Annotated in this window: 23 protein-coding genes and 2 pseudogenes; 17 read left to right on the top strand and 8 right to left on the bottom strand. The window is 30.4% G+C overall.

Annotation, left to right across the window (positions count from 1 at the left end; translation table 11 throughout):
- Nucleotides 1–62 precede the first annotated feature (62 nt).
- The 3 genes from ACWJKP_RS18475 to ACWJKP_RS18465 form a co-directional block, all read right to left on the bottom strand.
- Nucleotides 63–560, bottom strand: a complete 498-nt coding sequence (locus ACWJKP_RS18475; RefSeq protein WP_165413579.1) for a cupin domain-containing protein — start codon at nt 558–560, stop codon at nt 63–65.
- 157 nt (nt 561–717) lie between these two features.
- Nucleotides 718–1,119 (bottom strand): nucleoside deaminase, encoded by a 402-nt coding sequence (locus ACWJKP_RS18470; protein WP_411955876.1) that lies wholly within the window; start codon nt 1,117–1,119, stop codon nt 718–720.
- Between the two features lie 150 nt (nt 1,120–1,269).
- Nucleotides 1,270–1,446, bottom strand: coding sequence for a hypothetical protein (locus ACWJKP_RS18465; protein WP_165413556.1), 177 nt, complete (start codon nt 1,444–1,446; stop codon nt 1,270–1,272).
- A 94-nt stretch (nt 1,447–1,540) separates the two neighbouring features.
- On the opposite strand from ACWJKP_RS18465, the gene ACWJKP_RS18460 reads away from it, so the two are divergent.
- The gene (locus tag ACWJKP_RS18460) at nt 1,541–1,663 is read left to right on the top strand and encodes a hypothetical protein (protein ID WP_263492330.1); all 123 of its coding nucleotides are present in this window, start codon (nt 1,541–1,543) and stop codon (nt 1,661–1,663) included.
- A gap of 28 nt (nt 1,664–1,691) precedes the next feature.
- On the opposite strand, the gene ACWJKP_RS18455 is transcribed toward ACWJKP_RS18460, so the two are convergent.
- On the bottom strand, nt 1,692–2,669 hold the full coding sequence (locus ACWJKP_RS18455) for a cytosine permease (RefSeq protein ID WP_263492331.1): 978 nt from the start codon (nt 2,667–2,669) through the stop codon (nt 1,692–1,694).
- Between the two features lie 481 nt (nt 2,670–3,150).
- Here ACWJKP_RS18455 and ACWJKP_RS18450 point away from each other — a divergent pair, with 481 nt between their 5' ends.
- The 6 genes from ACWJKP_RS18450 to ACWJKP_RS18425 all read left to right on the top strand — a co-directional run bounded on the left by ACWJKP_RS18450 (nt 3,151) and on the right by ACWJKP_RS18425 (nt 8,548).
- The gene (locus tag ACWJKP_RS18450) at nt 3,151–4,170 is read left to right on the top strand and encodes a hypothetical protein (RefSeq protein WP_165413580.1); all 1,020 of its coding nucleotides are present in this window, start codon (nt 3,151–3,153) and stop codon (nt 4,168–4,170) included.
- Between the two features lie 23 nt (nt 4,171–4,193).
- Nucleotides 4,194–5,081 (top strand): ABC transporter ATP-binding protein, encoded by an 888-nt coding sequence (locus ACWJKP_RS18445; RefSeq protein ID WP_165413581.1) that lies wholly within the window; start codon nt 4,194–4,196, stop codon nt 5,079–5,081.
- 3 nt (nt 5,082–5,084) lie between these two features.
- Nucleotides 5,085–5,852, top strand: coding sequence for a hypothetical protein (locus tag ACWJKP_RS18440; RefSeq protein WP_165413582.1), 768 nt, complete (start codon nt 5,085–5,087; stop codon nt 5,850–5,852).
- A gap of 142 nt (nt 5,853–5,994) precedes the next feature.
- Nucleotides 5,995–6,714 carry a response regulator transcription factor gene (locus ACWJKP_RS18435; protein ID WP_165413583.1) on the top strand — a complete coding sequence of 240 codons (720 nt, stop codon included), beginning with the start codon at nt 5,995–5,997 and terminating at the stop codon, nt 6,712–6,714.
- A 2-nt stretch (nt 6,715–6,716) separates the two neighbouring features.
- Nucleotides 6,717–8,132, top strand: coding sequence for a HAMP domain-containing sensor histidine kinase (locus ACWJKP_RS18430; protein WP_165413584.1), 1,416 nt, complete (start codon nt 6,717–6,719; stop codon nt 8,130–8,132).
- 53 nt (nt 8,133–8,185) lie between these two features.
- Entirely contained in the window at nt 8,186–8,548 is a 363-nt protein-coding gene (locus ACWJKP_RS18425) for a YccF domain-containing protein (protein ID WP_165413585.1), read from the top strand.
- Nucleotides 8,549–8,686: 138 nt separating this feature from the next.
- Here ACWJKP_RS18425 and ACWJKP_RS18420 read toward each other — a convergent pair whose 3' ends face one another.
- Entirely contained in the window at nt 8,687–9,697 is a 1,011-nt protein-coding gene (locus ACWJKP_RS18420; RefSeq protein ID WP_165413586.1) for a sensor histidine kinase, read from the bottom strand.
- Nucleotides 9,694–10,342, bottom strand: a pseudogene (locus ACWJKP_RS18415) (response regulator transcription factor). Before ACWJKP_RS18415 ends, ACWJKP_RS18420 begins: the two are co-directional and overlap by 4 nt.
- A gap of 284 nt (nt 10,343–10,626) precedes the next feature.
- Between ACWJKP_RS18415 and ACWJKP_RS18410 the strand changes: the two are divergent.
- From ACWJKP_RS18410 to ACWJKP_RS18385, 6 genes are all read left to right on the top strand, one after another.
- Entirely contained in the window at nt 10,627–11,400 is a 774-nt protein-coding gene (locus tag ACWJKP_RS18410) for an ABC transporter ATP-binding protein (RefSeq protein WP_187351452.1), read from the top strand.
- The gene (locus tag ACWJKP_RS18405; protein ID WP_202881888.1) at nt 11,390–12,040 is read left to right on the top strand and encodes an FtsX-like permease family protein; all 651 of its coding nucleotides are present in this window, start codon (nt 11,390–11,392) and stop codon (nt 12,038–12,040) included. The genes ACWJKP_RS18410 and ACWJKP_RS18405 overlap by 11 nt, the downstream gene beginning before the upstream one ends.
- Entirely contained in the window at nt 11,998–13,389 is a 1,392-nt protein-coding gene (locus ACWJKP_RS18400; RefSeq protein WP_202881887.1) for an FtsX-like permease family protein, read from the top strand. Before ACWJKP_RS18405 ends, ACWJKP_RS18400 begins: the two co-directional genes overlap by 43 nt.
- Nucleotides 13,390–13,413: 24 nt before the next feature.
- On the top strand, nt 13,414–13,557 hold the full coding sequence (locus ACWJKP_RS18395) for a hypothetical protein (protein ID WP_165414322.1): 144 nt from the start codon (nt 13,414–13,416) through the stop codon (nt 13,555–13,557).
- A 258-nt stretch (nt 13,558–13,815) separates the two neighbouring features.
- The gene (locus tag ACWJKP_RS18390) at nt 13,816–14,148 is read left to right on the top strand and encodes a PadR family transcriptional regulator (RefSeq protein WP_165414321.1); all 333 of its coding nucleotides are present in this window, start codon (nt 13,816–13,818) and stop codon (nt 14,146–14,148) included.
- 3 nt (nt 14,149–14,151) lie between these two features.
- Complete coding sequence (locus ACWJKP_RS18385) at nt 14,152–14,907, top strand: permease prefix domain 1-containing protein (RefSeq protein WP_165414320.1); 756 nt, start codon at nt 14,152–14,154, stop codon at nt 14,905–14,907.
- Nucleotides 14,908–15,030: 123 nt separating this feature from the next.
- On the opposite strand, the gene ACWJKP_RS18380 is transcribed toward ACWJKP_RS18385, so the two are convergent.
- Entirely contained in the window at nt 15,031–15,453 is a 423-nt protein-coding gene (locus tag ACWJKP_RS18380) for a VOC family protein (RefSeq protein WP_165414319.1), read from the bottom strand.
- Nucleotides 15,454–15,681: 228 nt separating this feature from the next.
- Between ACWJKP_RS18380 and ACWJKP_RS18375 the strand changes: the two are divergent.
- From ACWJKP_RS18375 to ACWJKP_RS18365, 3 genes and pseudogenes are all read left to right on the top strand, one after another.
- Nucleotides 15,682–15,996, top strand: a pseudogene (locus tag ACWJKP_RS18375) (winged helix-turn-helix domain-containing protein); the annotation flags it as partial.
- 1 nt (nt 15,997) lies between these two features.
- Nucleotides 15,998–16,660, top strand: coding sequence for a HAMP domain-containing histidine kinase (locus ACWJKP_RS18370; protein ID WP_165414318.1), 663 nt, complete (start codon nt 15,998–16,000; stop codon nt 16,658–16,660).
- 497 nt (nt 16,661–17,157) lie between these two features.
- Nucleotides 17,158–17,826 carry a YczE/YyaS/YitT family protein gene (locus ACWJKP_RS18365; RefSeq protein ID WP_165414317.1) on the top strand — a complete coding sequence of 223 codons (669 nt, stop codon included), beginning with the start codon at nt 17,158–17,160 and terminating at the stop codon, nt 17,824–17,826.
- 99 nt (nt 17,827–17,925) lie between these two features.
- Here ACWJKP_RS18365 and ACWJKP_RS18360 read toward each other — a convergent pair whose 3' ends face one another.
- Nucleotides 17,926–18,741 (bottom strand): polysaccharide deacetylase family protein, encoded by an 816-nt coding sequence (locus ACWJKP_RS18360; RefSeq protein WP_165414316.1) that lies wholly within the window; start codon nt 18,739–18,741, stop codon nt 17,926–17,928.
- Nucleotides 18,742–18,925: 184 nt separating this feature from the next.
- Between ACWJKP_RS18360 and ACWJKP_RS18355 the strand changes: the two genes are divergently transcribed.
- Nucleotides 18,926–19,309, top strand: a complete 384-nt coding sequence (locus ACWJKP_RS18355) for a YmaF family protein (protein ID WP_165414315.1) — start codon at nt 18,926–18,928, stop codon at nt 19,307–19,309.
- The last annotated feature ends 126 nt before the right edge of the window (nt 19,310–19,435 follow it).

Here is a 19,435-nt window from a genome sequence, read left to right as displayed (position 1 = left end):
AAAATAGTGAGACCCTACTAGAATCATTGATTCTAGTAGGGTCTCTAATTACAAAGCAATAGTTATTTTGTAAGCTTAATTATTATATCCTTATATTGAGAGTACTTGTTTAAAAGAACATCTCTTTTTAATATTTCAAAATCTTTAAAGTCAAAGCCAGGGGATACCATACAGCCAACAAGAGAGTAACCTGAACTATTCATAGCAGAACCAAAGATATAATTCTTAGGTACTAGGAATTGTGGAGTTTCTCCATTTTTTATATTAAGACCTAGTTGCTTAGTAGTAAGTTCTCCCTCTGGACTTATCATATATATTGTAAGGGGGGAACCTGCATGATAGTACCACATTTCATCTGATTTCAATCTATGAAAACTTGAAATTTCTCCATCTCTTAATAAAAAATAAATACTAGTCCAAAGTATTCTTTCACCTTCAAAGCTAGTTTTTAAATCATTGGAGCTAATATTTTCACAAGAGTCAAAGCTGCTTTTGTAGAAACCACCTTCAGGATGAGGTTCCATATTTAATGTGTCAATAAAGTATTGTGGTGAGTGCATAATTTATCTCCTTTGTAAAAAAAAATGATCATACTTAATTATAATCAAATAGGTCAGTAGTGACAAGGGTAGTTTCATTAAGATTATAACTGTAGCAGCATCAATACAAAAACTGTATTAGAAAATTCCAATACAGCTTTCGTATTTGTTTACTCAATTAATCCCAAAAACCGTCATGAACATTTACGACATCTTGCTCAATTTCTTCAAAAGGGCCTTCAACATTAATATTTTTTTGTCCTTTTGCAAAGACATATCTGCAAGATAAATCAAAGGTTGGATTTATATCATTATTACCAGTAAGCTCTAGTAATCTTTTTTCGCTTATACCATATACTACTTTCCCCACATTACCCCAATATATTGCACCAGAACACATTACACATGGTTCGGCAGTTGTATATAAAGTACAATTCCAAAAAAAGTCTTTTGAGTATTTAGTGGAAGCCTTTTCCATTAAAATTGTTTCGGCATGGCCAGTGCATCTTTTTTCAGTTAATTCTACATTTTCTTGTTCAAGAAGTATATTTCCTTCACCATCTACTAATATAGCTCCCAATGGAGTATTTCCATTTTCTCTTGATTTTTTTGATATGTCAATTGCTTTTTTTTATATAAAATATATGATCTTTTCTAGCCCAATTAACTCCTCCTCCATACAATATAATGAGCTTATGTTAAAGTAATTATATTTGTTGTAACGAATGTTTTAAGGTTGCCAGTAAGCAAAACCATAACTTGATATAACGAGGCTCAATACTAATAGTGCTGAACCTATTCCGCTTAAAAATTTATTGGGAGCAAGACATGAGAGAAATGAACCTATCCCCATTATGAATATTCCTATAAAGGCGATTGTTTTATATTTTTTAATGTTATTATTCATAAAGACCTCCTACATCAAATTACATTTCTATTTGATCATAATTACGTTTGTTTTGGTACGCTTCATTAAAACAGTATAAATTAGTGCACCTAATATGATTCCATTTAACGGAGCAAATCCAAAATCTACTACCATAACTATAACTGCTGATAGAATCCATGCAATCCAAGCTATTATATTCCATGGTGCTATTTTGCAATGGCTTAAATTTATATAATTGCCTTTATTAATTAGATAATAGTCTGCTAATATAATCCCAGGAAGTGGTGGGATGGTGGGATGGCATTACCTAAAAACCCCAAAAATTTAAATAATGAATCTATTTCATAAGGTTTGGTCAATGTAAGGAGAGCTGATATTATTAATACTACAGTTATTATTTTACTACTTTCCTTTTTAAAGGCATTTGCTAAATTTAATCCTGTAGAATAAATATTAGCACCATTGGTTGTAAAAATATTTGTGGTCATTAGTATAAAGCTTGGAATTATTAATCCCATTTTTAATAGTACACTTGTCAAATCACTATCTTGTAGGGAAAAGGATGTTATAGCGCGGCAAATTATTAGTAGGCTATTTCCAAATACTAATCCTGTTAAAGTACTTATAGTAGCTTCTTTAGTATTTTTTGAATATCTCATAATATCTGCTATGCAGGTAGAAGCTGAAAAAATCCAAGTACCAATAATAATTGTTAATCCATCGAGTAGGGTCATTGGGATCTTTGGCTCTATTGACATAATCGCACTAATTCCACCAGCCATTCCTGTAGCCTTAATTGCAGTTGCCAATGATAAGAAGATAATTGGAGGAATCGCCACAAATCCAAGTACAGTTAAAGCACTTATACCTATAAGTGCAAATATACCCATAACTAAAGCACTCAATATCATAGCTATATATTCACCTGTAGGATTTAGATTAAGGATCAATGCTATAAAATGTCCATAGATTGCAGATTGAATGGTATACCAGCCTATATTAACAATAGGAATAAATATAGAAGCAACTCTTGAACCTTTATCACCGAAGCTATATTTACTAATGAGAGCAAAACTTAATCCAGTCTTTGTTGCAATTCTACTTACTAAAATTGCAACAGTGCTTAGAAAAATGTTGCCCAGTATTGTTACTAGAATTATATCTTTCATATTTAAACCTGCGGATAATCCACCTCCAGCCATCATACTAGCTATAACGAAGACAAATCCAGTCCATACCATTGTAATACTCCAAAAGCTTTTTCTTTCGTTTGTGGGGATAGCGTCAAGATAATGGTCATTGCTTTTATTTGCTTTTTATTCATTAGAACCCCCCCCCCCTTCCTAATATTTTTGTTGTATTTTAAATATATTTCATTTTATCATTTACCCCCCCCTTTTATTATGGTGTCTCATTATGCCAATAAAATGATTAATTAAAAGAATTTTATGAATATTTTATGAATTTAGCAAATCGCCATTTATTTTTACAATCAATAACATATTTAAAAGAATTTGTTTACAAAATATTTTTAACTAGTTGAATAAAATTCTTTTTCTATCTTATTTTAAAAATATAAAACATTTGTAAGGTTTATTTAAGGTTAATGTTATCAAGAGATAAGATTAACCTTATATAATGTACCTATAGCAAGAGTCACTTCATAATTATTATCTTACCGAAAAAAAATAATTACTGAAGAGGGATAGAAGGAGGAACAATATGATACACTGGGAAATTAAAAAAATATTAAAATTAAAAACTGGAATAATTGTAGCGGCGATATTTATTTTACTTTGCGGAGTAATGGCTGTTATAAAACCAGAGATGGAAACACAGAAATCACATAGAAATCAGCAATATGAGTTAATTAAAGATACGAGGAAGGCAGAGGTAATTGCACAAGAAAAATTAGATGCAAAAATAGGAACAATAAAGGAAGCCGCAAATAATCAGCAGAAGGATGGCTTTAGTAAAGGTATTAAAGAAATATCCAGCAAAAAGCTAAAAAGTATGGAAGGCGCCATGTATAAAGAAGTTAGTTTTTGGAAGGTATTCGATTATAGAGCGACCAATACGTTTATGGCATTCTGTATGGTGGTAATTTTAATTATAGTTTGCTGTAATACATATACGGATGAAATTGTTTCTACGGTAGAAAATTTGATTCTTACATCAAAAAATAAAAATAGAGCTTTATATTCAAAATTAGGACTTGGAATATTAATACCAACAGTTCTATATGGATTTTACCTAGCAATTCAATTCACAATAACAGCAATTCAATATGGCATGCCTATAAATGGGAAACTACAAGCAATAAGAATAATAGATAATCCTATTCTAGTAAGGGATGCATATACCATAATTCAATTTATAATATCTAAGATAATCATAATGATATTAATACTAGTTACTTTAGGTGTAATTGCATGTTTATGTTCATTTATAACAAAAAGTTCAATAGCATCAACAAGTGCGTTTTTAATTATTGTTATTACTCCAAAACTGTTAACTATAGTAAGAGTAATTCCAAGTAATGTTCAAAAGGTATTAAGCAAGGTTAATTTTATAGATTTAATAGTCTATTTTCAAATGTTTGCTGGATCATATTGGGGAAATATAAAATTCTTTGGTATGAATTTTGATTTAATAAATCTTTGTATTGGAATACTTGAAGTGACTATAGTGGCAGCAATTACATTAAGCATAATATCATTTAAAAAAGTATTAGTAAGATAATTAAAATTAGAGGAGGAATAATTATGAACAAGCTTGAAATAAAAAAATTAACAAAAACCTTTGGAAAAAAGAATGCAAATAATAATATAACACTTACTTTAGAAAATGGTGTATATGGACTTTTAGGACCAAATGGAGCGGGTAAAACTACACTAATGAAACAAATAGTAACATTAACAAAACCTACTAGTGGAGAAATTATTTATAATGGGAAAAGTATTTACGATAAAGAGGATGAGTATAGAAATATTATTGGATATCTGCCACAAGAATTTGGTGCATATAAAAATTTTACAGCAAAGCAATTTTTGAAATACGTGGCTGCATTAAAAGGAATAGACAAAAATAGTGCATCTGAAAAAATTGATGAACTACTAAACCTTGTTGGCTTATATGAGGTTAGAAACAAGGCAGTTGGTAAATTTTCAGGTGGGATGAAAAGAAGAGTTGGAATTGCACAAGTATTATTAAATGATCCTAAAGTAGTTGTACTAGATGAACCAACAGCAGGCCTGGATCCACAAGAAAGAGCAAGATTTAGAAACCTTATAGCTGAAATATCAAAGGACAAAATAATAATACTTTCAACTCATATTATTTCAGATATAGAAGCAGTAGCAAGAGAAACTATAATGATTAAAAACGGTAGCGTTATAATAAAAGGAAATCATAAAGATATATTATCGGGCATGACTGGAAAAGTATACAAGATTACAACGAATAAAGAAAATGAAATTATGGATATACAAAGAGATTATAAAGTGGTCAACATGCAAAGGGGGGCAGATTCTACGCAGCTAAGAGTAGTAAGCGATAAAATGCCTTTATATGCATCAGCTGAAAGCATAGAGCCAAGTTTCGAGGATGTGTATATGTTTTACTTTGATTTAGAAAACACTAGGGAGGTGTAACTTATGGGAATTCTTATCAAATCAGAAATAAGAAAAATGTTATTAAAACCTAGCATTATAATAACTTGGATTGTTTTGCTTTTATTTAGTAAAATTTTAATTAGGCCAGGTGAAAGCGTAGAGGTTTGGGCAGATGTATTTAGTAAAATTTCTGGGATCGTGCCATTAATAGGACTAATAACCTTTATGATAATTTCAGCTGTATATACCCTTGAATATAGTTCTAATATGAATGAACTTATAAATACAACCCAAAATGGAAAGAAAAAGGTTGTAATGGCAAAATCCATTGGGGCTGGAATAGCAACATCAATAGGTAATCTATCAATAGTACTTACAGTATGTATAGATGGATTAATAAAATCTAATTTTAAAGGGCTAGATTTACCATTAAAAAAAGTTTGGTATTTTGGAAATAGTGGCACAAACATAACTGTATTGCAAATGATGATTATACTTATAATAACAGTTATAATAGGTTCGTTCTTTTTCTCACAGTTAGGATTATATTTATCAGCAATAAGTAAATCAGCTTCTATACCTTTTGTTTTTGGGGGATTGCTTATGGGGGTGCCATATATACTAAGTGGTTTATTATCGCAAGGGGTGTACGCAAAATATTTTGGGGTAAATCCACTTTGGGGAATGATGTCTATGGAATTAATAAAATATCAAGTTCCAATCTCATTGATTATGATTCAAATAGCAATAGTTATTGCTTGTTTTATATTTTTACCGAAGCTTACTTACAAATCATTTATAAAGGAATAAAAAATATGACAAGATAGTTTCTATGGTATTATATAAGTAAGAAATACAAAGATATTTCAGAAGACTAAACAATTAATAATTGTTTAGTCTTCTGAAATATTTAATATGGAACATTTAGGTGATAATATAAGAGGTGGTAATTATGAACAATTCAATTAATAAAAGTAAAATATTAATAGTTGATGATGAAGAGGATATATTAAGACTTTTATCTACTGTGCTTAGAAAAGAAGGTTTTGAAAATATATACACTGCATCAGCGGCAAAAGAAGCATTAGATATAGTAATACGAATAAACCCAGATATTATTCTTTTGGATATAATGATGCCAGATAGAGATGGGTATGAAGTATGCAAAGAAATAAGGAGTACTTCTAGAACACCAATTTTGTTTATGTCGGCTAAAACAGAAGAGCTAGATAGGATATTAGGATTTGCTTTAGGGGCTGATGACTATATTACAAAGCCTTTTAGTCCAAAAGAGGTTGCATATAGGGTTAAGGCTCATCTAAGAAGAAATAATTACATTGGTGAAGAGCCTGATCAAAAGTGCAAAATCATAGTTTTTGGACCCTTTGAATTAAATGAGGAAAAGGTAGAGCTTAAAAAAAATGGGGAATTAATAGAGTTAAAACCAAAAGAATTTAAGATGGTAGCATACTTTGCAAAAAATCCGAACCAAATTCTTAGCAAGGAAAAAATTTGTAGTGGGGTTTGGGGAGAAGATTATATAGGGTTTGACAATACAATTATGGTTCACATAAGGAGACTCAGAGAAAAAATAGAGGATAATCCTTCAATGCCAAAATATATAGTTAATATTAAGGGTCTTGGGTACAAATTTGTTGTAAAGGATGAATAGATATGAAATGGAAATTGATGGCAAGATTCATGGCAACTGTGGTTTCTGTAGTTATAATCGTAATGATTATAAATATTATTACAGTTTTTTCTTTTATAATTTATAATAATGAGACAAAAAGCACTTTAATAAAGGGGAAATTAGAAAGTTTAGGGGTAGAGGATTACACTAGAAATTTTAGTGAATATATTGTAGGGAATAAAGAAACTGTATATATAGATAATGATGGAAAATCTAGCTTGGATAATAACAATATATGGATACAGATATTAGATGAGCAAAGTAGTGAAATATATAGTTATAAAAAGCCAGATAGTATAAAAAAAAGTTATACTCCTTTTGAATTGATTAATCAATACAAATATGCAGATGAAAAAACATTAGCAACTATTTTCATGGGTGAAAAACAAATAGAAGGAAGTAAATACAGTTATATAATAGGATTTCCGCGGGATAAGATTCAAAGACAAGTAATTACTATTAAGAATAATAATTTTGTAGCAATTATAGGTAAATATATTTACAGTATTTTAATATTAGATGCATTAATTGCATTATTTTTTGCATATTTATTCTCAAGAAAACTAACTAGACCTGTAAGTAACATAATAAATGGAGTTCTAATATTATCGGATGGAAAATATAATTTGAATTTATCGGAAAAGGGAATATACACTGGGGTCTATAGGAACTTAAACAATCTTTCATTAACGCTTAGAAGTAATGAAATAGAAAGAAAAAAACTTGATCAAATGAGAGAAGAATGGATTTCAAATATGTCACATGATATTAAGACACCGCTGGTATCTATAAAAGGATATGCGGAAATTTTAAGTAGTGATGAGTATGATTTATCAAAAGAAGAGATAAATCAGTATTCAAAAATAATAGAGAGCAAGTCTAATTATATAAAAGAGCTAGTAGACGATTTAAATTTAACAACAAGATTAAAAAATAAGGTATTAAGGCTAAATAAGAAAAAAGTAAATATGGTTAGCTTGGCACGAAATGCTGTAATTGATATACTAAACGATCCTAAGAATGCTAATGTAGATATTGACTTTGCTTGTGATAATGAGGTTATAGAAGCTTTTGTGGATAATATTCTAATAATGAGGACTATAAAAAACTTGGTATATAATGCAATAGTTCATAATAAAGAAGGCGTAAATATAAAAGTATTGGTTGAAAAGAAGGATAACTTAAAAATTGTTATAAGTGATAACGGAAAAGGAATAAGACCGGAAGAACTAAACCTTATATTTGAAAGATATTACAGAGGTGCAAATACCGGGAAAGGACATGAAGGTTCGGGACTTGGAATGGCTATTGCGAGGGACATAGTAAAAGCACATGATGGAGAAATTAGGGTGCTAAGTGAGCTCGGACGTGGTACAGAAATAGAAATCTATTTATAAATAAGTATTCGATTTAAAGATTTTTATGAATATAATAAGAATGGAGATGGATAATGAATTTTATAGGTAATATTATTTGGCTATTATTTGGTGGAATCATTTCAGCTATTGCATGGTTTTTATCAGGTCTAATTTTATGCGTTACAATTGTTGGAATACCGTTTGGTATTCAATGTTTTAAGATTTCAATATTTGTATTGTGGCCTTTTGAAAAAGAAATAGAGCTTGGTAATTTTGGTGTTGGAGGATTGATTTTTAATGTTATCTGGATTATTTTTTTAGGATGGGAACTTGCCATAGCGCACCTCATTACAGGTGTGATATTTTGTATAACAATTGTAGGAATACCTTTTGGACTTCAGCATTTTAAATTTGCTCAACTTGGGCTCATACCTTTTGGAGCGAAAATACATTAGATATAAATTAGCTCAATATTGTTCATAGAAAATAGGTAGGCACATAGTATTCTATGATGCTCTATCTATTTTTTAGTTGTATTTTATTTTACATCATAGTAACCTCAGGATACTTTGAGGAAGAACCCCTAAAGGTTACTACTCGTCAAATATTTTCAGTTTATTAGGAAAGAAAATCATCATTGTAGTTCCAGAAGGTTCAGAAAACTGAACGGTTATATCTAATCCTAATTTTTTGCATAGTATTTTACATAGATAAAGTCCCATTCCCGTGGATTTCATATATGATCTACCATGATGTCCAGTAAATCCTCTATCAAAAACGCGAGGCATATCCTCAGGGGGAATGCCTATGCCGTTATCATGAACATGCAGAATGGTGCCTGATACTACTTGCCTCGTATAAAATGAAATTATTAGGTTATCACTTCGATACTTGATTGCATTATCAATGAGTTGTTTCAAAATAAACATAATCCATTTAGGGTCAGTTGTTACATCTAATTCCAAATCTTTCATTTGTATTTTGCCACTCATTCGTATGATACTCATTGAGCAGCTTTTTATTGTGCTATTGACTATGGATGAGAGACGAGTCGTCTCTATCTGATAATCTTCATAAAGCGTATTACTTCTGGCATAGTAAAGTGTTTGCTCAACATAACCTTCAATTCGATCAATTTCAGATTGTATTTGATGCGATATAGGTGATTTGTTATTTGCTATAATCAAATTGATTGCCGTAATAGGTGTTTTGATTTCATGCACCCATAATTCAATATAATCGTGATAGTTCCGCTGTGATATTTTAAAGCTTGCGATATTATCATTCATGACCTTTGTTGAGTCTTTCAAAATCTGATAAAAAACCTGACCACTAAAAAAATGCGGTGCTTCAACAATATCAGTGATATATGTCTTTTCATCAAGATTTTGAAAAATTAAAAGCAGTTCGCTGTAAAAATGCTTCATTCTGTAATAGTCAAAGCATAATCCAGAAATATAACAGAAAAGCAATATACCACAAATGAAAATAATAATAGCACTTTTAACATTAAACAGGTATAGTATGCCAGTACTAATAACATAGGATAAAAGTACAAGAATAATTTGAATTGATTTTTCTTTAAGATAATTTATGACACTCATATCTGATACCCTTGACCGCGTTTTGTAATTAAATAATCGGTTAAGCCAAAAGACTTAAGTTTCCGTCTAAGCCTTGCAATATTGACATTCAAGGTATTTTCATCAACATAATCCCCATTTTGCCATAGCTCATTCATAAGATCATCCCTTGAAATTATATTGCCCTTATTCAGTATGAGCAATCGAATTATACCTAACTCATTTTTTGATAAGTCTACTTCCCCGCCATCATAGATCATTTTGCTTTTTAAAACATCTACGGTTAGGTCTTTATGGCTAAGTAAGATACTCTCAGGATTATCGGTGGTTCTTTTTAACACAGACTGAATATGAGCTAGTAATATTTGAAGATTATAAGGTTTAGTGATAAAATCATCAGCTCCAATGTTTAAGCTTAGCAATTCGTCTATTGGTGTGTTTCTGCATAGGAACAGGAGATTGTTTGCGTATTTCACGGCATACGTGGAACCCGTCCTGATAAGGTAAATTTAAATCCAAAAGTATTAAATTAGATTTTGAATGTAATACAATTTCAATAATATTTTCAAAATCATTGCTATCAAAACACTCATAACCATATTTAGAGAGGAAACTCTTTAGCTCCCTAGAAATTGTTGGATCATCCTCTATGATAAATATCTTCATTTTACAGTCTCCTCTTCGATATAAATATAATAAACGATACCACAATATTATATTGAAGTACTTTGCATATACGACAATTATAATGAATTATATGGTATATTGTACATAATATTCGTTATAATGGCAAGGAGTAGAGTAGCCCAATCATCACTTACGGTGCTGGTTACAGCAATGCAATTGATGATTAACCTTACAAAATGGTAATGCTACGGTAAGGTTAATCGATAGTTTGAAAAATAGAAAGATGATAAAGTAGTGTAAGAGAGAGAAAAGGAGCGATAACGATGAATATTAATACGATTTTAAAAGTTAAAGATATTGAAAAAGTATATGGGAATAAAGGGAAAGTTACACATGCCTTAAATGGCATTTCTTTTGAAGTTAATAAGGGTGAATTTTTGGGAATAATGGGTTCTAGTGGAAGCGGAAAAAGCACATTACTTAACTGTATTTCTACCATTGATACTATTACATCAGGACATGTATATGTAGACGAAGAAGATATCACTCTTTTAGGTGGAAGTAAGCTTTCCAAATTTCGTCGTGAAAAATTGGGATTTATATTTCAAGATTATAATTTATTGGACACATTGACAGCATATGAAAACATCTCATTAGCATTGTCCATTAATCATTGTCCTGTGAATAAAATGAAACAAGAAATAGATAATGTAGCTTTGGCTTTAAATATAGAGAAAATACTTAATAAGTATCCTTATGAAATGTCTGGAGGACAGCAACAAAGAGTGGCAGCAGCTCGTGCTATGGTGGCTCATCCATCTTTACTTTTAGCAGATGAACCAACAGGAGCGCTTGACAGTAAATCTGCAAAAATGCTATTAAAAAGTTTGGAAGATTTAAATCGTAATCAAGAGGCCACAATTCTTATGGTAACTCATGATGCGTATAATGCAAGCTTTTGTAAAAGAATCATTTTTATTAAGGATGGAAAAATATTCAATGAGTTATATAAAGGCAGTCATGATCGAAAAACCTTCTTTAATAGCATCATGGAAGTTGTTTCTGTTTTAGGAGGTGAGAGTGATAATGTTTTTTAAACTTGTTTTTAAAAATGTACGTAGGAGTATTAAAGACTATGTGGTCTACTTTTTAACATTGGCACTGGCGGTTAGTTTGTTTTATGCGTTTAATTCAATAGCATCTCAGCCAGGATTAAGCAAATTATCTTCTGCAATGAAAATGATGACCGATACTATGAATCAATATATAGGAATTCTATCAAAATTTATTGCTGTGATTCTTGCTTTTGTTGTAGTATACGCAAATCAGTTTATTATGAAAAGAAGAAAAAAAGAAATGGGAATGTATATGACTCTCGGCATGGACAAGTGGCGCATTTCATCTATTTTTGTGGGGGAAATTGTTTTGGTTGGTATTTTTTTCTTAATAGTTGGATTAGGTATAGGTGTGCTTTTATCTCAAGGACTTTCACTAATAGCATTAAATTTATTTGCAACAGATGTATCTTCATTCCAGTTGGTTTTGTCTGTTAATGCTATAAAAGAGACAATTATTAATTTTGCAATTATTTTTGGGGTTGTTATGATAGTTAACACGCGTTCGATTTTTAAATTAAAGTTAATTGATTTATTAACGGCAGACAGAAAGAATCAAGAATTAAGAGTTCATAATAAATGGATTTCATTTTATTACTTGCTACATCAGCATTTTGTATGATTTTAGGTATATACATATTATTTAGTACTGGACTTAGCAAAGAAGCGTTACCAAAAGTTATGGTGCTTATTGGGGTTGGTATTCTATTGTTTTATTATACTGCTTCTAGTGTAATGATATTATTTGTTCAAAAAAATAAACGTATGTACTTTCATGGATTAAATACATTCTTATTTAGACAAATTGGTAGCAAGCTTCAGACAAATTATCTTGTCATAACAGTTATTAGTGGATTGCTTTTGTGCTCGCTTGTAGTCCTTAGCTCAGGGTTTAGTATTAGTGGTCAAATTAACAATCTGATGAAAAAATCTATTCCTTATGATGTTACCGTTCTGTTACCTATAAGCAAGAATAAAGTAACTCCACTAGAAAAATCCCAAAAAGATGGAGTCATTTTGCAAGAAAATTTGAAGGATTATTGTGAGAGTATTCTATATGTTACGGATTATACCTATGGAGATATATTTGAGGGGCAAGTCGTAAAATTATCCATTACGGATAAGGATATGCCAGAATCTAAAATTAACTTCATGTCAGAGACGGAGTTTAATAAACAGATGACTCTTCAAAATGAGAAACAGATTAGCTTATCTAAAAATCAATATCTTATAAATGCAACCTATAAGAACACAATACCTTATGTAGATCATTTTTTAAAGAATCATGGGAAGATTAAGGTTGCTGGTCAAGAATTAACACCACAAAGGGCAGAACCCCTTAACAAGACAATTATAGCATTTGCTCCTATAGGCGCAAATGATCCGGGAACAATTATTGTACCTGATGAAATTGTTTCAAAGTTAATACCAGAGACATATTTTTTAAACGGTCTTTATAAGGCGAACGCGAACAAAGAATTATTGAACGCACAGATGATTAAAGCATGGTCTGATTCAATAGTAGGTGGAAGCATTACCTATACCACAAAAGATGTTCTGCAGGACTTCTATTTTGGAACATTTGGGGTTGTCGCATTCATATGTAGTTATTTTGGTCTTGTGCTTATTATAATTTGTTTGGCAGTACTCGCACTGCAACAATTAACCGAAACGCAAGATAATAAAGAACGATATCACACATTAGCAAATATGGGGGCAGATGGAAAAATGATTCGTAGCACATTATTTCTACAGATTGGATTTTACTTTATTGTGCCACTCATTATGTCAATGGTCTTATCTATGTTTATTACTAGATCCGTACTAAATGAAGTGGAGTCATTCTTTCAGATGTCTATTGGGCTAAATATGGGGGTAAGTTTTGCAATTATTATCGTTTTGTATATCATGTACTTCATTGCAACTTACGAAAGTGCAAAACAAATCATTGTTGAACAAAAGATAAAATAAAGAAATATAGGAGGAGAGGTAAATATGGAGAATTTTTTATTGAATTTAGGAGTGTCTAAAGGAATTATTCAAACTATTCAATGGTGGTCGCCAGCCTTTGAAGGAATCGTAGTCATCATTGCTATAGTTATTGTTGTGAGGATTATTAAACATAAGAAAAACAAATAAATATGGAGGTAAAATTGTAGAAGAAATCAGAAAACCAGAAATGGGAGCAGGTTTAGTAACATTTTTAATTAGATAGGTGGTTACTTTATTAAGCGTGTATTGATATTTTGATAGTATCACAATACAATTGAATTACTTTTAATTTGACATAGATCTAATTAAGTCTATGTTTTTTTTATTTTACTAAACTCTATAGCATATACTACTTTACACTGTGTAGTAGTTTATGCTATTATAGTATTAAGGGGGTGACAAAAGTTGGAAGTGAATAAAGAGATGATAAAAGGATACATTGAAAGTATAATATTGAGCCTTTTAGTAGGTGAAGATTTATACGGATATGATATTGCCAGAAAGATAAGAAATACAAGTCAAGAAAGATTTGAAATCAAAGAGGGAACAATGTATGTTGTATTAAAAAGACTTGAACAAAACGCCCTAATTTCTCCATATTGGGATGATACAGAAAGTGGTGGGGGAAGGCGTAGATACTATAAAATTACTAAACAAGGTATTAATTATTTAAAAAATAAGAAGGATGAATGGCTCTTTTTCAAGAATATTATTGATACATTTTATGGGGAGGTATAAATCATGGAACAAATTGATAGGTATGTTAAATCGGTTTATAGGCATATAGGTGGCAATAAAGAAGAAATTGAAATATTAAAAAATGAAATGAGAAATCATTTACTGCAAATAGTAGAAGAATTAAAATCAGAAGGTAAGGCTGAAGATGAAAGTATTTCAATTGCAATTAAAAGATTTGGGAAAGAAACGCAAATTGAAAATGAATTACTTGGTATATTTAAATTCGTAAACAAGAAAGCAAAGAAAACATTAATTGTAGCAGTATCATTTCTAATAATGACCATAATATCTTTTTCCGTTTCTGTAATTGGAACTGAACTTTCTATAAGACAATACTTAGCGAGGAACAATAAAATATTTAATATAATGGGTTCATATAATCAAAATAATATAGATAATATAAATAAAAATATTAGTACAGTATTTAATAAATCTAAAAGAAAAATTACAGATGTAACAATGTATCGTGTGCCAAGTGGTGAAGATGTATGGTACAAGGATTTAAAGGATTTAAAATATTCTTATCCAAAAGATATTCAATATAAACATAAGGATACCTTTAATTATATTGGAAAACAGATTACCACTGAAAAAGGTATTAAATATAATGTTAGGATAGGTCTGGTTCCTAATGCTCATATCCCTACGTACATACAAAATTTACGCAGAGTGTCTATTACATGTCTTTGTTGTTTCATAATATCGGTTATTGCTTGGATTTTAGTAAAACTTGATGTTCGTGTTCATTATAGACATTAATAGAGCGATTCCGGTAGGAAGCGCATCTACTAATAAAACAGTCATCAAATCATCTCCTGCGCGGAATAATACAGTATCTTATAGATTATTATCCGTTTATATAGTTGAAATGAATTCAAACAGTTACTTAATTCGTTTCAAAATCGGATGATCTTCTTTCATCTCAAGCAGATCCCACAGGTTCCCATATAAATCCTTAAATACTGCAACCATTCCATAAGATTGGTCTTTTGGTTCTCTCACAAATTCTATTCCTCTTGAAATCATTTCATTATAATCTCTCCAAAAATCATCAGTGTTTAAAAAAAGAAAAACTCTACCACCTGTCTGGTTACCTACAAATGAATCTTGCTCAGATTTAGATGCTTTTGCAAGTAATATTGTAGTACCGATCGATCCAGGTGGAGATACTACTACCCAACGTTTATCTTGTTCTGGCTGATAGGTATCTTCAATTAATGTAAAATTAAGTTTCTTCGTATAAAAGTCTATCGCCTCATCATAATCCTTCACAACTAGAGCTATGTAGATAATCGATTGAACCATTTTCTCAACTCCTAACTTCTCCTAATATTTTTATAATCATTTTATAATTAAAGTAATTATATCATGTTTACCAACATTAAGTCATTAGAACTGTTTTTAGTTCCATTCCTACCTGTACCCCGGTAGCTCCATCAATTATATATTTGCAATAAAATTATGGGTGATGCCTCGGAAAAACTTGACTGAAATACATATAACATTTAGTATAGTAAATTAATGGATAAATAATCTTTTCAAGGACAAGTAAGTATTTTAGAAAGTGATGGAGCTGTTCTTAATTTAGGAGAGCTGACTTTTACATATAAAAATCATAAGTTGGATTTAAGTAAAAATGAGTTCAAGATATTACAGATTCTTTTAGAAAACAAAAACAAGGTTGTTTCCCGTGATGAGATTATGAGGAAGCTGTGGGAAAGTGATAGTTTTATTGATGATAATACTATAACGGTTAATGTCACTAGATTTCGAAAAAGGCTAGAGGATATAGGGCTTAGGGATTTTATTAAGACAAAAAAAGGCATAGGATATATAGTGGGTGATTAAGATGAAAAAAAATTATCTTTGGACTATTGCAAGTTCCTATTGCAAGGAGAAAATAAAAACAATTATTAAATTTTTGATTTTTATAATGATATTTTTCAGTGTATATTTTTTATATCATCTTCCATTAGAGCCTATTTTATATGCAACCTTACTATCAGCTACATTAGCTTTTTTGTTTAGCCTTTATGATTTTAGCATATATTATGATAAGCATATGATTCTTAAAGATATTCTCAGTGGGATACAATTTAAACTGGATAAGCTACCAAAGGCTAAGACCTTAATAGAAAAAGACTACCAGAGTATTATTACAACTATATATAAGGAAAAATCAGAAGTATTATATAACTCTGATAATAAATTAAGTGAGATGGTTGATTATTATACAATGTGGACACATCAAATAAAGACCCCTATTGCTGCTTTTTCTATGATTATTCAGTCTATGCAGGCAGGTATAGAAAAAAAACTTATGGAGCAGGAGCTATTTAAAATTGAACAATATGTAGAGATGGTGTTGCATTATATAAGGCTGGGGAATTTGTCCTCTGACTTAAAATTAGAGTTATATTCATTACATAACATTATTCGTCAAACAGTGAAGAAATATGCGGATGGATTGACAGCCAAGACTTATTATAAAATTGTGCAGCAAGAAAATTAGATAGTAAATTATTATAAACTGCGTTGTATCTGGGGGAAGATACGTAAAAATGATATTTCGTACGTTAAGAAAAGCATAAACCCATAAATGTATGTTTTAGGCTGAAAAGTGTCCCAGAGGGGCACAAAATCAATGTACTATATTCTTATATTGTGGTGTGACAAGAAGTCGTTAATTACCAAATTACTGTCTTTTACAACACTTTCGAATGAAGAAGAAATATCTAACTTATCAAATATATTGTGAGAGACTAGAAGCAGAAATGCTCATTTTTTAGCTCGTTTACGTTATACCGTAGACAAACGCCAACTAATTCTTTAACAATTTCAAAATATACTTAATATAACTATATTTTTCAAACAATTACATAAATAATATATACTTGTATATAAATTTGTATCATTGTATAATTAAAATTGACCTTTTTGGTAGTTTATAATAAAAATTTGAAAATATTATAGAGAGAACTATAAAATATAAGGCAAAGGATGGAAAAAATGACAAAAAAATTAAATCTAATTAAAAGACTAATCCTATTTTTTATAGGAATGAGTATAATACAGATCGGGGTAGCTTTGTTTTTAAAAACTAATATTGGTTCTGATCCGTTTACTTTATTCACTCAAGGATTAGCATTTTTATTAAAGAAAACACCTGGAAGCGCCAATATGATTATTTTATTTGTAGTGGTTTGTATAATACTTTTAGTTGAAAGAACGCGTATTAATATAGGAACAATTATATGCGTGGTGGGGGTAGGCCCCATTATGGATCTTGGAGTAAAGGCTGTTTCATTTTTTCCGATTGAATCTTTAAATATTGGTGTAAAAATACTTTTAGTTGTATTCGGCTGTGTTCTAATTGCAATTGGATTTTCTATACTTTCTGCAAGTAATCTAGGCGTTGCACCAAATGATATTATTCCATTTATAATAAAAGATAAAACTAATTTAGAATATCGTTGGGTTCGTATGAGCTTAGATGCTATCTTTTTAATAACAGGATTTACACTCGGTGGAGTATTTGGTATAGGTACAATAATATCTGCATTGTTAACAGGTCCATGCATACAATTTTGCCTTCCATATGGAGAAAAGTTAGTAAATGCGATTGTTAAAAATCAATCTGAACATAAAGAGGAAGAAAATGTATATGTGGAAGCTTAAATTTAATTATATTAATGGATAGTAAAAGAAAAGTTTTCTATAATGATGGCCGGGTAAAATAACAATAAAAACAACCATCTGGAGCCCAGATGGTTGTTTTTATTGAGATAAAGATTTATAATCAGCATTAGAAATTCCAGTTTTAAAGGCATTCAGGTCCTGAAAAGAACTTACATCTACCCTGTGTAAGGAAAGTAGACCATCATTTTTAGAGGACCAACTAGACGACTTACCATCAATGGTGAAAGCCATTTTGTAACCAGCTTCGTTCACAGCCTCAATGGCACTTTTGTTGTACGCACCACCAGGGTAGGCAAAGAAGTTTATTTCTTTATTTAATATTTTTTCTAGATCTTTTTTAGATTGAATTAATGTTTCTAGTTGCTGGTCCTTAGAAAGTGATTTTAACTTATCATGATTTACGGTATGGCTTTCTATATCTACTCCGTATTTATCCATTTCTAAAAGCTGTTTGGATGTCATAAATTCATGATCTTTATCAATATGAGAAGTAATAACAAAAATTGCTGCTTTAAAATTATATTCTTTTAGAACAGGGAACATAGCAGTATAATTATTTTCATAGCCATCATCAAAAGTAAGGACTACAGATTTTTCAGGTAGAGGCTTCTGATTCATAAAGTACTTATATAAATCTGTAAGCGTTATAGTCTGGTAACCGTTATCTTCTAGGTATTTCATTTGCTCCTTAAACGTTTCAATAGGAAGAGAATTGGAATCACTTTTTCCAGAGGTAATTGAGTGGTACATTAGGACTGGAATACTCTTACCGTAAGGTTTATTAACTGTGGACTCTTTCTTTGTTATGGGTATAGGTTTTGAAATAGATTTTGAACATCCAAGGATAGAGGTTAAAAAAATTAATATAAATATGAAACACAAATTTTTTTTCATATCGACCTCCTAAACGATTTATATTATAAATTATTATTTGTAATGTATAAAAAATTATACTAAATTATTTTAGGAGAGTATAGAGAGCGTTAGAAATAAAATACATAAGAATTTTTTTGCATTTAGTTCTTTTTTTAAATAAGATACATACAATAGTAACTGAAGATAAAAAGGAGTGATGTTAATGTCAAATATTGAAAATAACTGTGGTTGTGAAAAAAAGCATGAGGATAACTGTTGTAAAAAAGAAAAACAATTCCACGACCATGAATTCTTAGGAAGTACTAGATTAGCAGAATTAGATAGTGAGGATGCTCATAATCACAGATTTGCTGGAGTGTCAAGTCCTGCAATACCAGTTCAAGGGGGGCATGTGCATAAAGTTAAATCAAGAACAGATTTTTTTGACCACTTTCATGAATTTGAAGCAACTTCAGGTTTAGCAATACCTGTTGGCGGTGGTAGGCATGTTCATTTTGTAAAGGCTAGAACTAATGTCGTTGATGACCATTGCCATGAATTAATATTTGCTACACTTATAGAAGCTCCAATATTTGAAGAAGCTTAATAAAAGAACTGAGTTAAGTTAAGGAATTGCTGTAAAAGGCAGTGAATGCTAACATTGTTCCATATAACAAGGCTGCAATCCTTTAAAATAAGTTTAAAGGATTGCAGTCTTATTAATGCTTTGCTA

This window comes from Clostridium sp. CM037 (genome assembly GCF_055081095.1).
The sequence above is the reverse complement of the archived record's forward strand: the minus strand, read 5'-3'. Positions and strand labels throughout refer to the sequence as shown.

Excerpts from the sequence above, each read along its gene's own strand:
- ACWJKP_RS18420 (WP_165413586.1), bottom strand. The coding sequence starts at position 9,697 with ATGAGTGTCATAAATTATCTTAAAGAAAAATCAATTCAAATTATTCTT.
- ACWJKP_RS18475 (WP_165413579.1), bottom strand. The coding sequence starts at position 560 with ATGCACTCACCACAATACTTTATTGACACATTAAATATGGAACCTCAT.
- ACWJKP_RS18405 (WP_202881888.1), top strand. The coding sequence starts at position 11,390 with ATGTTTTTTAAACTTGTTTTTAAAAATGTACGTAGGAGTATTAAAGAC.
- ACWJKP_RS18440 (WP_165413582.1), top strand. The coding sequence starts at position 5,085 with ATGGGAATTCTTATCAAATCAGAAATAAGAAAAATGTTATTAAAACCT.
- ACWJKP_RS18445 (WP_165413581.1), top strand. The coding sequence starts at position 4,194 with ATGAACAAGCTTGAAATAAAAAAATTAACAAAAACCTTTGGAAAAAAG.
- ACWJKP_RS18465 (WP_165413556.1), bottom strand. The coding sequence starts at position 1,446 with ATGAATAATAACATTAAAAAATATAAAACAATCGCCTTTATAGGAATA.
- ACWJKP_RS18380 (WP_165414319.1), bottom strand. The coding sequence starts at position 15,453 with ATGGTTCAATCGATTATCTACATAGCTCTAGTTGTGAAGGATTATGAT.
- ACWJKP_RS18385 (WP_165414320.1), top strand. The coding sequence starts at position 14,152 with ATGGAACAAATTGATAGGTATGTTAAATCGGTTTATAGGCATATAGGT.
- ACWJKP_RS18435 (WP_165413583.1), top strand. The coding sequence starts at position 5,995 with ATGAACAATTCAATTAATAAAAGTAAAATATTAATAGTTGATGATGAA.
- ACWJKP_RS18425 (WP_165413585.1), top strand. The coding sequence starts at position 8,186 with ATGAATTTTATAGGTAATATTATTTGGCTATTATTTGGTGGAATCATT.
- ACWJKP_RS18455 (WP_263492331.1), bottom strand. The coding sequence starts at position 2,669 with ATGGTATGGACTGGATTTGTCTTCGTTATAGCTAGTATGATGGCTGGA.
- ACWJKP_RS18355 (WP_165414315.1), top strand. The coding sequence starts at position 18,926 with ATGTCAAATATTGAAAATAACTGTGGTTGTGAAAAAAAGCATGAGGAT.
- ACWJKP_RS18460 (WP_263492330.1), top strand. The coding sequence starts at position 1,541 with ATGATTCCATTTAACGGAGCAAATCCAAAATCTACTACCATAACTATA.
- ACWJKP_RS18365 (WP_165414317.1), top strand. The coding sequence starts at position 17,158 with ATGACAAAAAAATTAAATCTAATTAAAAGACTAATCCTATTTTTTATA.
- ACWJKP_RS18400 (WP_202881887.1), top strand. The coding sequence starts at position 11,998 with ATGGATTTCATTTTATTACTTGCTACATCAGCATTTTGTATGATTTTA.
- ACWJKP_RS18395 (WP_165414322.1), top strand. The coding sequence starts at position 13,414 with ATGGAGAATTTTTTATTGAATTTAGGAGTGTCTAAAGGAATTATTCAA.
- ACWJKP_RS18410 (WP_187351452.1), top strand. The coding sequence starts at position 10,627 with ATGAATATTAATACGATTTTAAAAGTTAAAGATATTGAAAAAGTATAT.
- ACWJKP_RS18430 (WP_165413584.1), top strand. The coding sequence starts at position 6,717 with ATGAAATGGAAATTGATGGCAAGATTCATGGCAACTGTGGTTTCTGTA.
- ACWJKP_RS18450 (WP_165413580.1), top strand. The coding sequence starts at position 3,151 with ATGATACACTGGGAAATTAAAAAAATATTAAAATTAAAAACTGGAATA.
- ACWJKP_RS18360 (WP_165414316.1), bottom strand. The coding sequence starts at position 18,741 with ATGAAAAAAAATTTGTGTTTCATATTTATATTAATTTTTTTAACCTCT.
- ACWJKP_RS18370 (WP_165414318.1), top strand. The coding sequence starts at position 15,998 with ATGAAAAAAAATTATCTTTGGACTATTGCAAGTTCCTATTGCAAGGAG.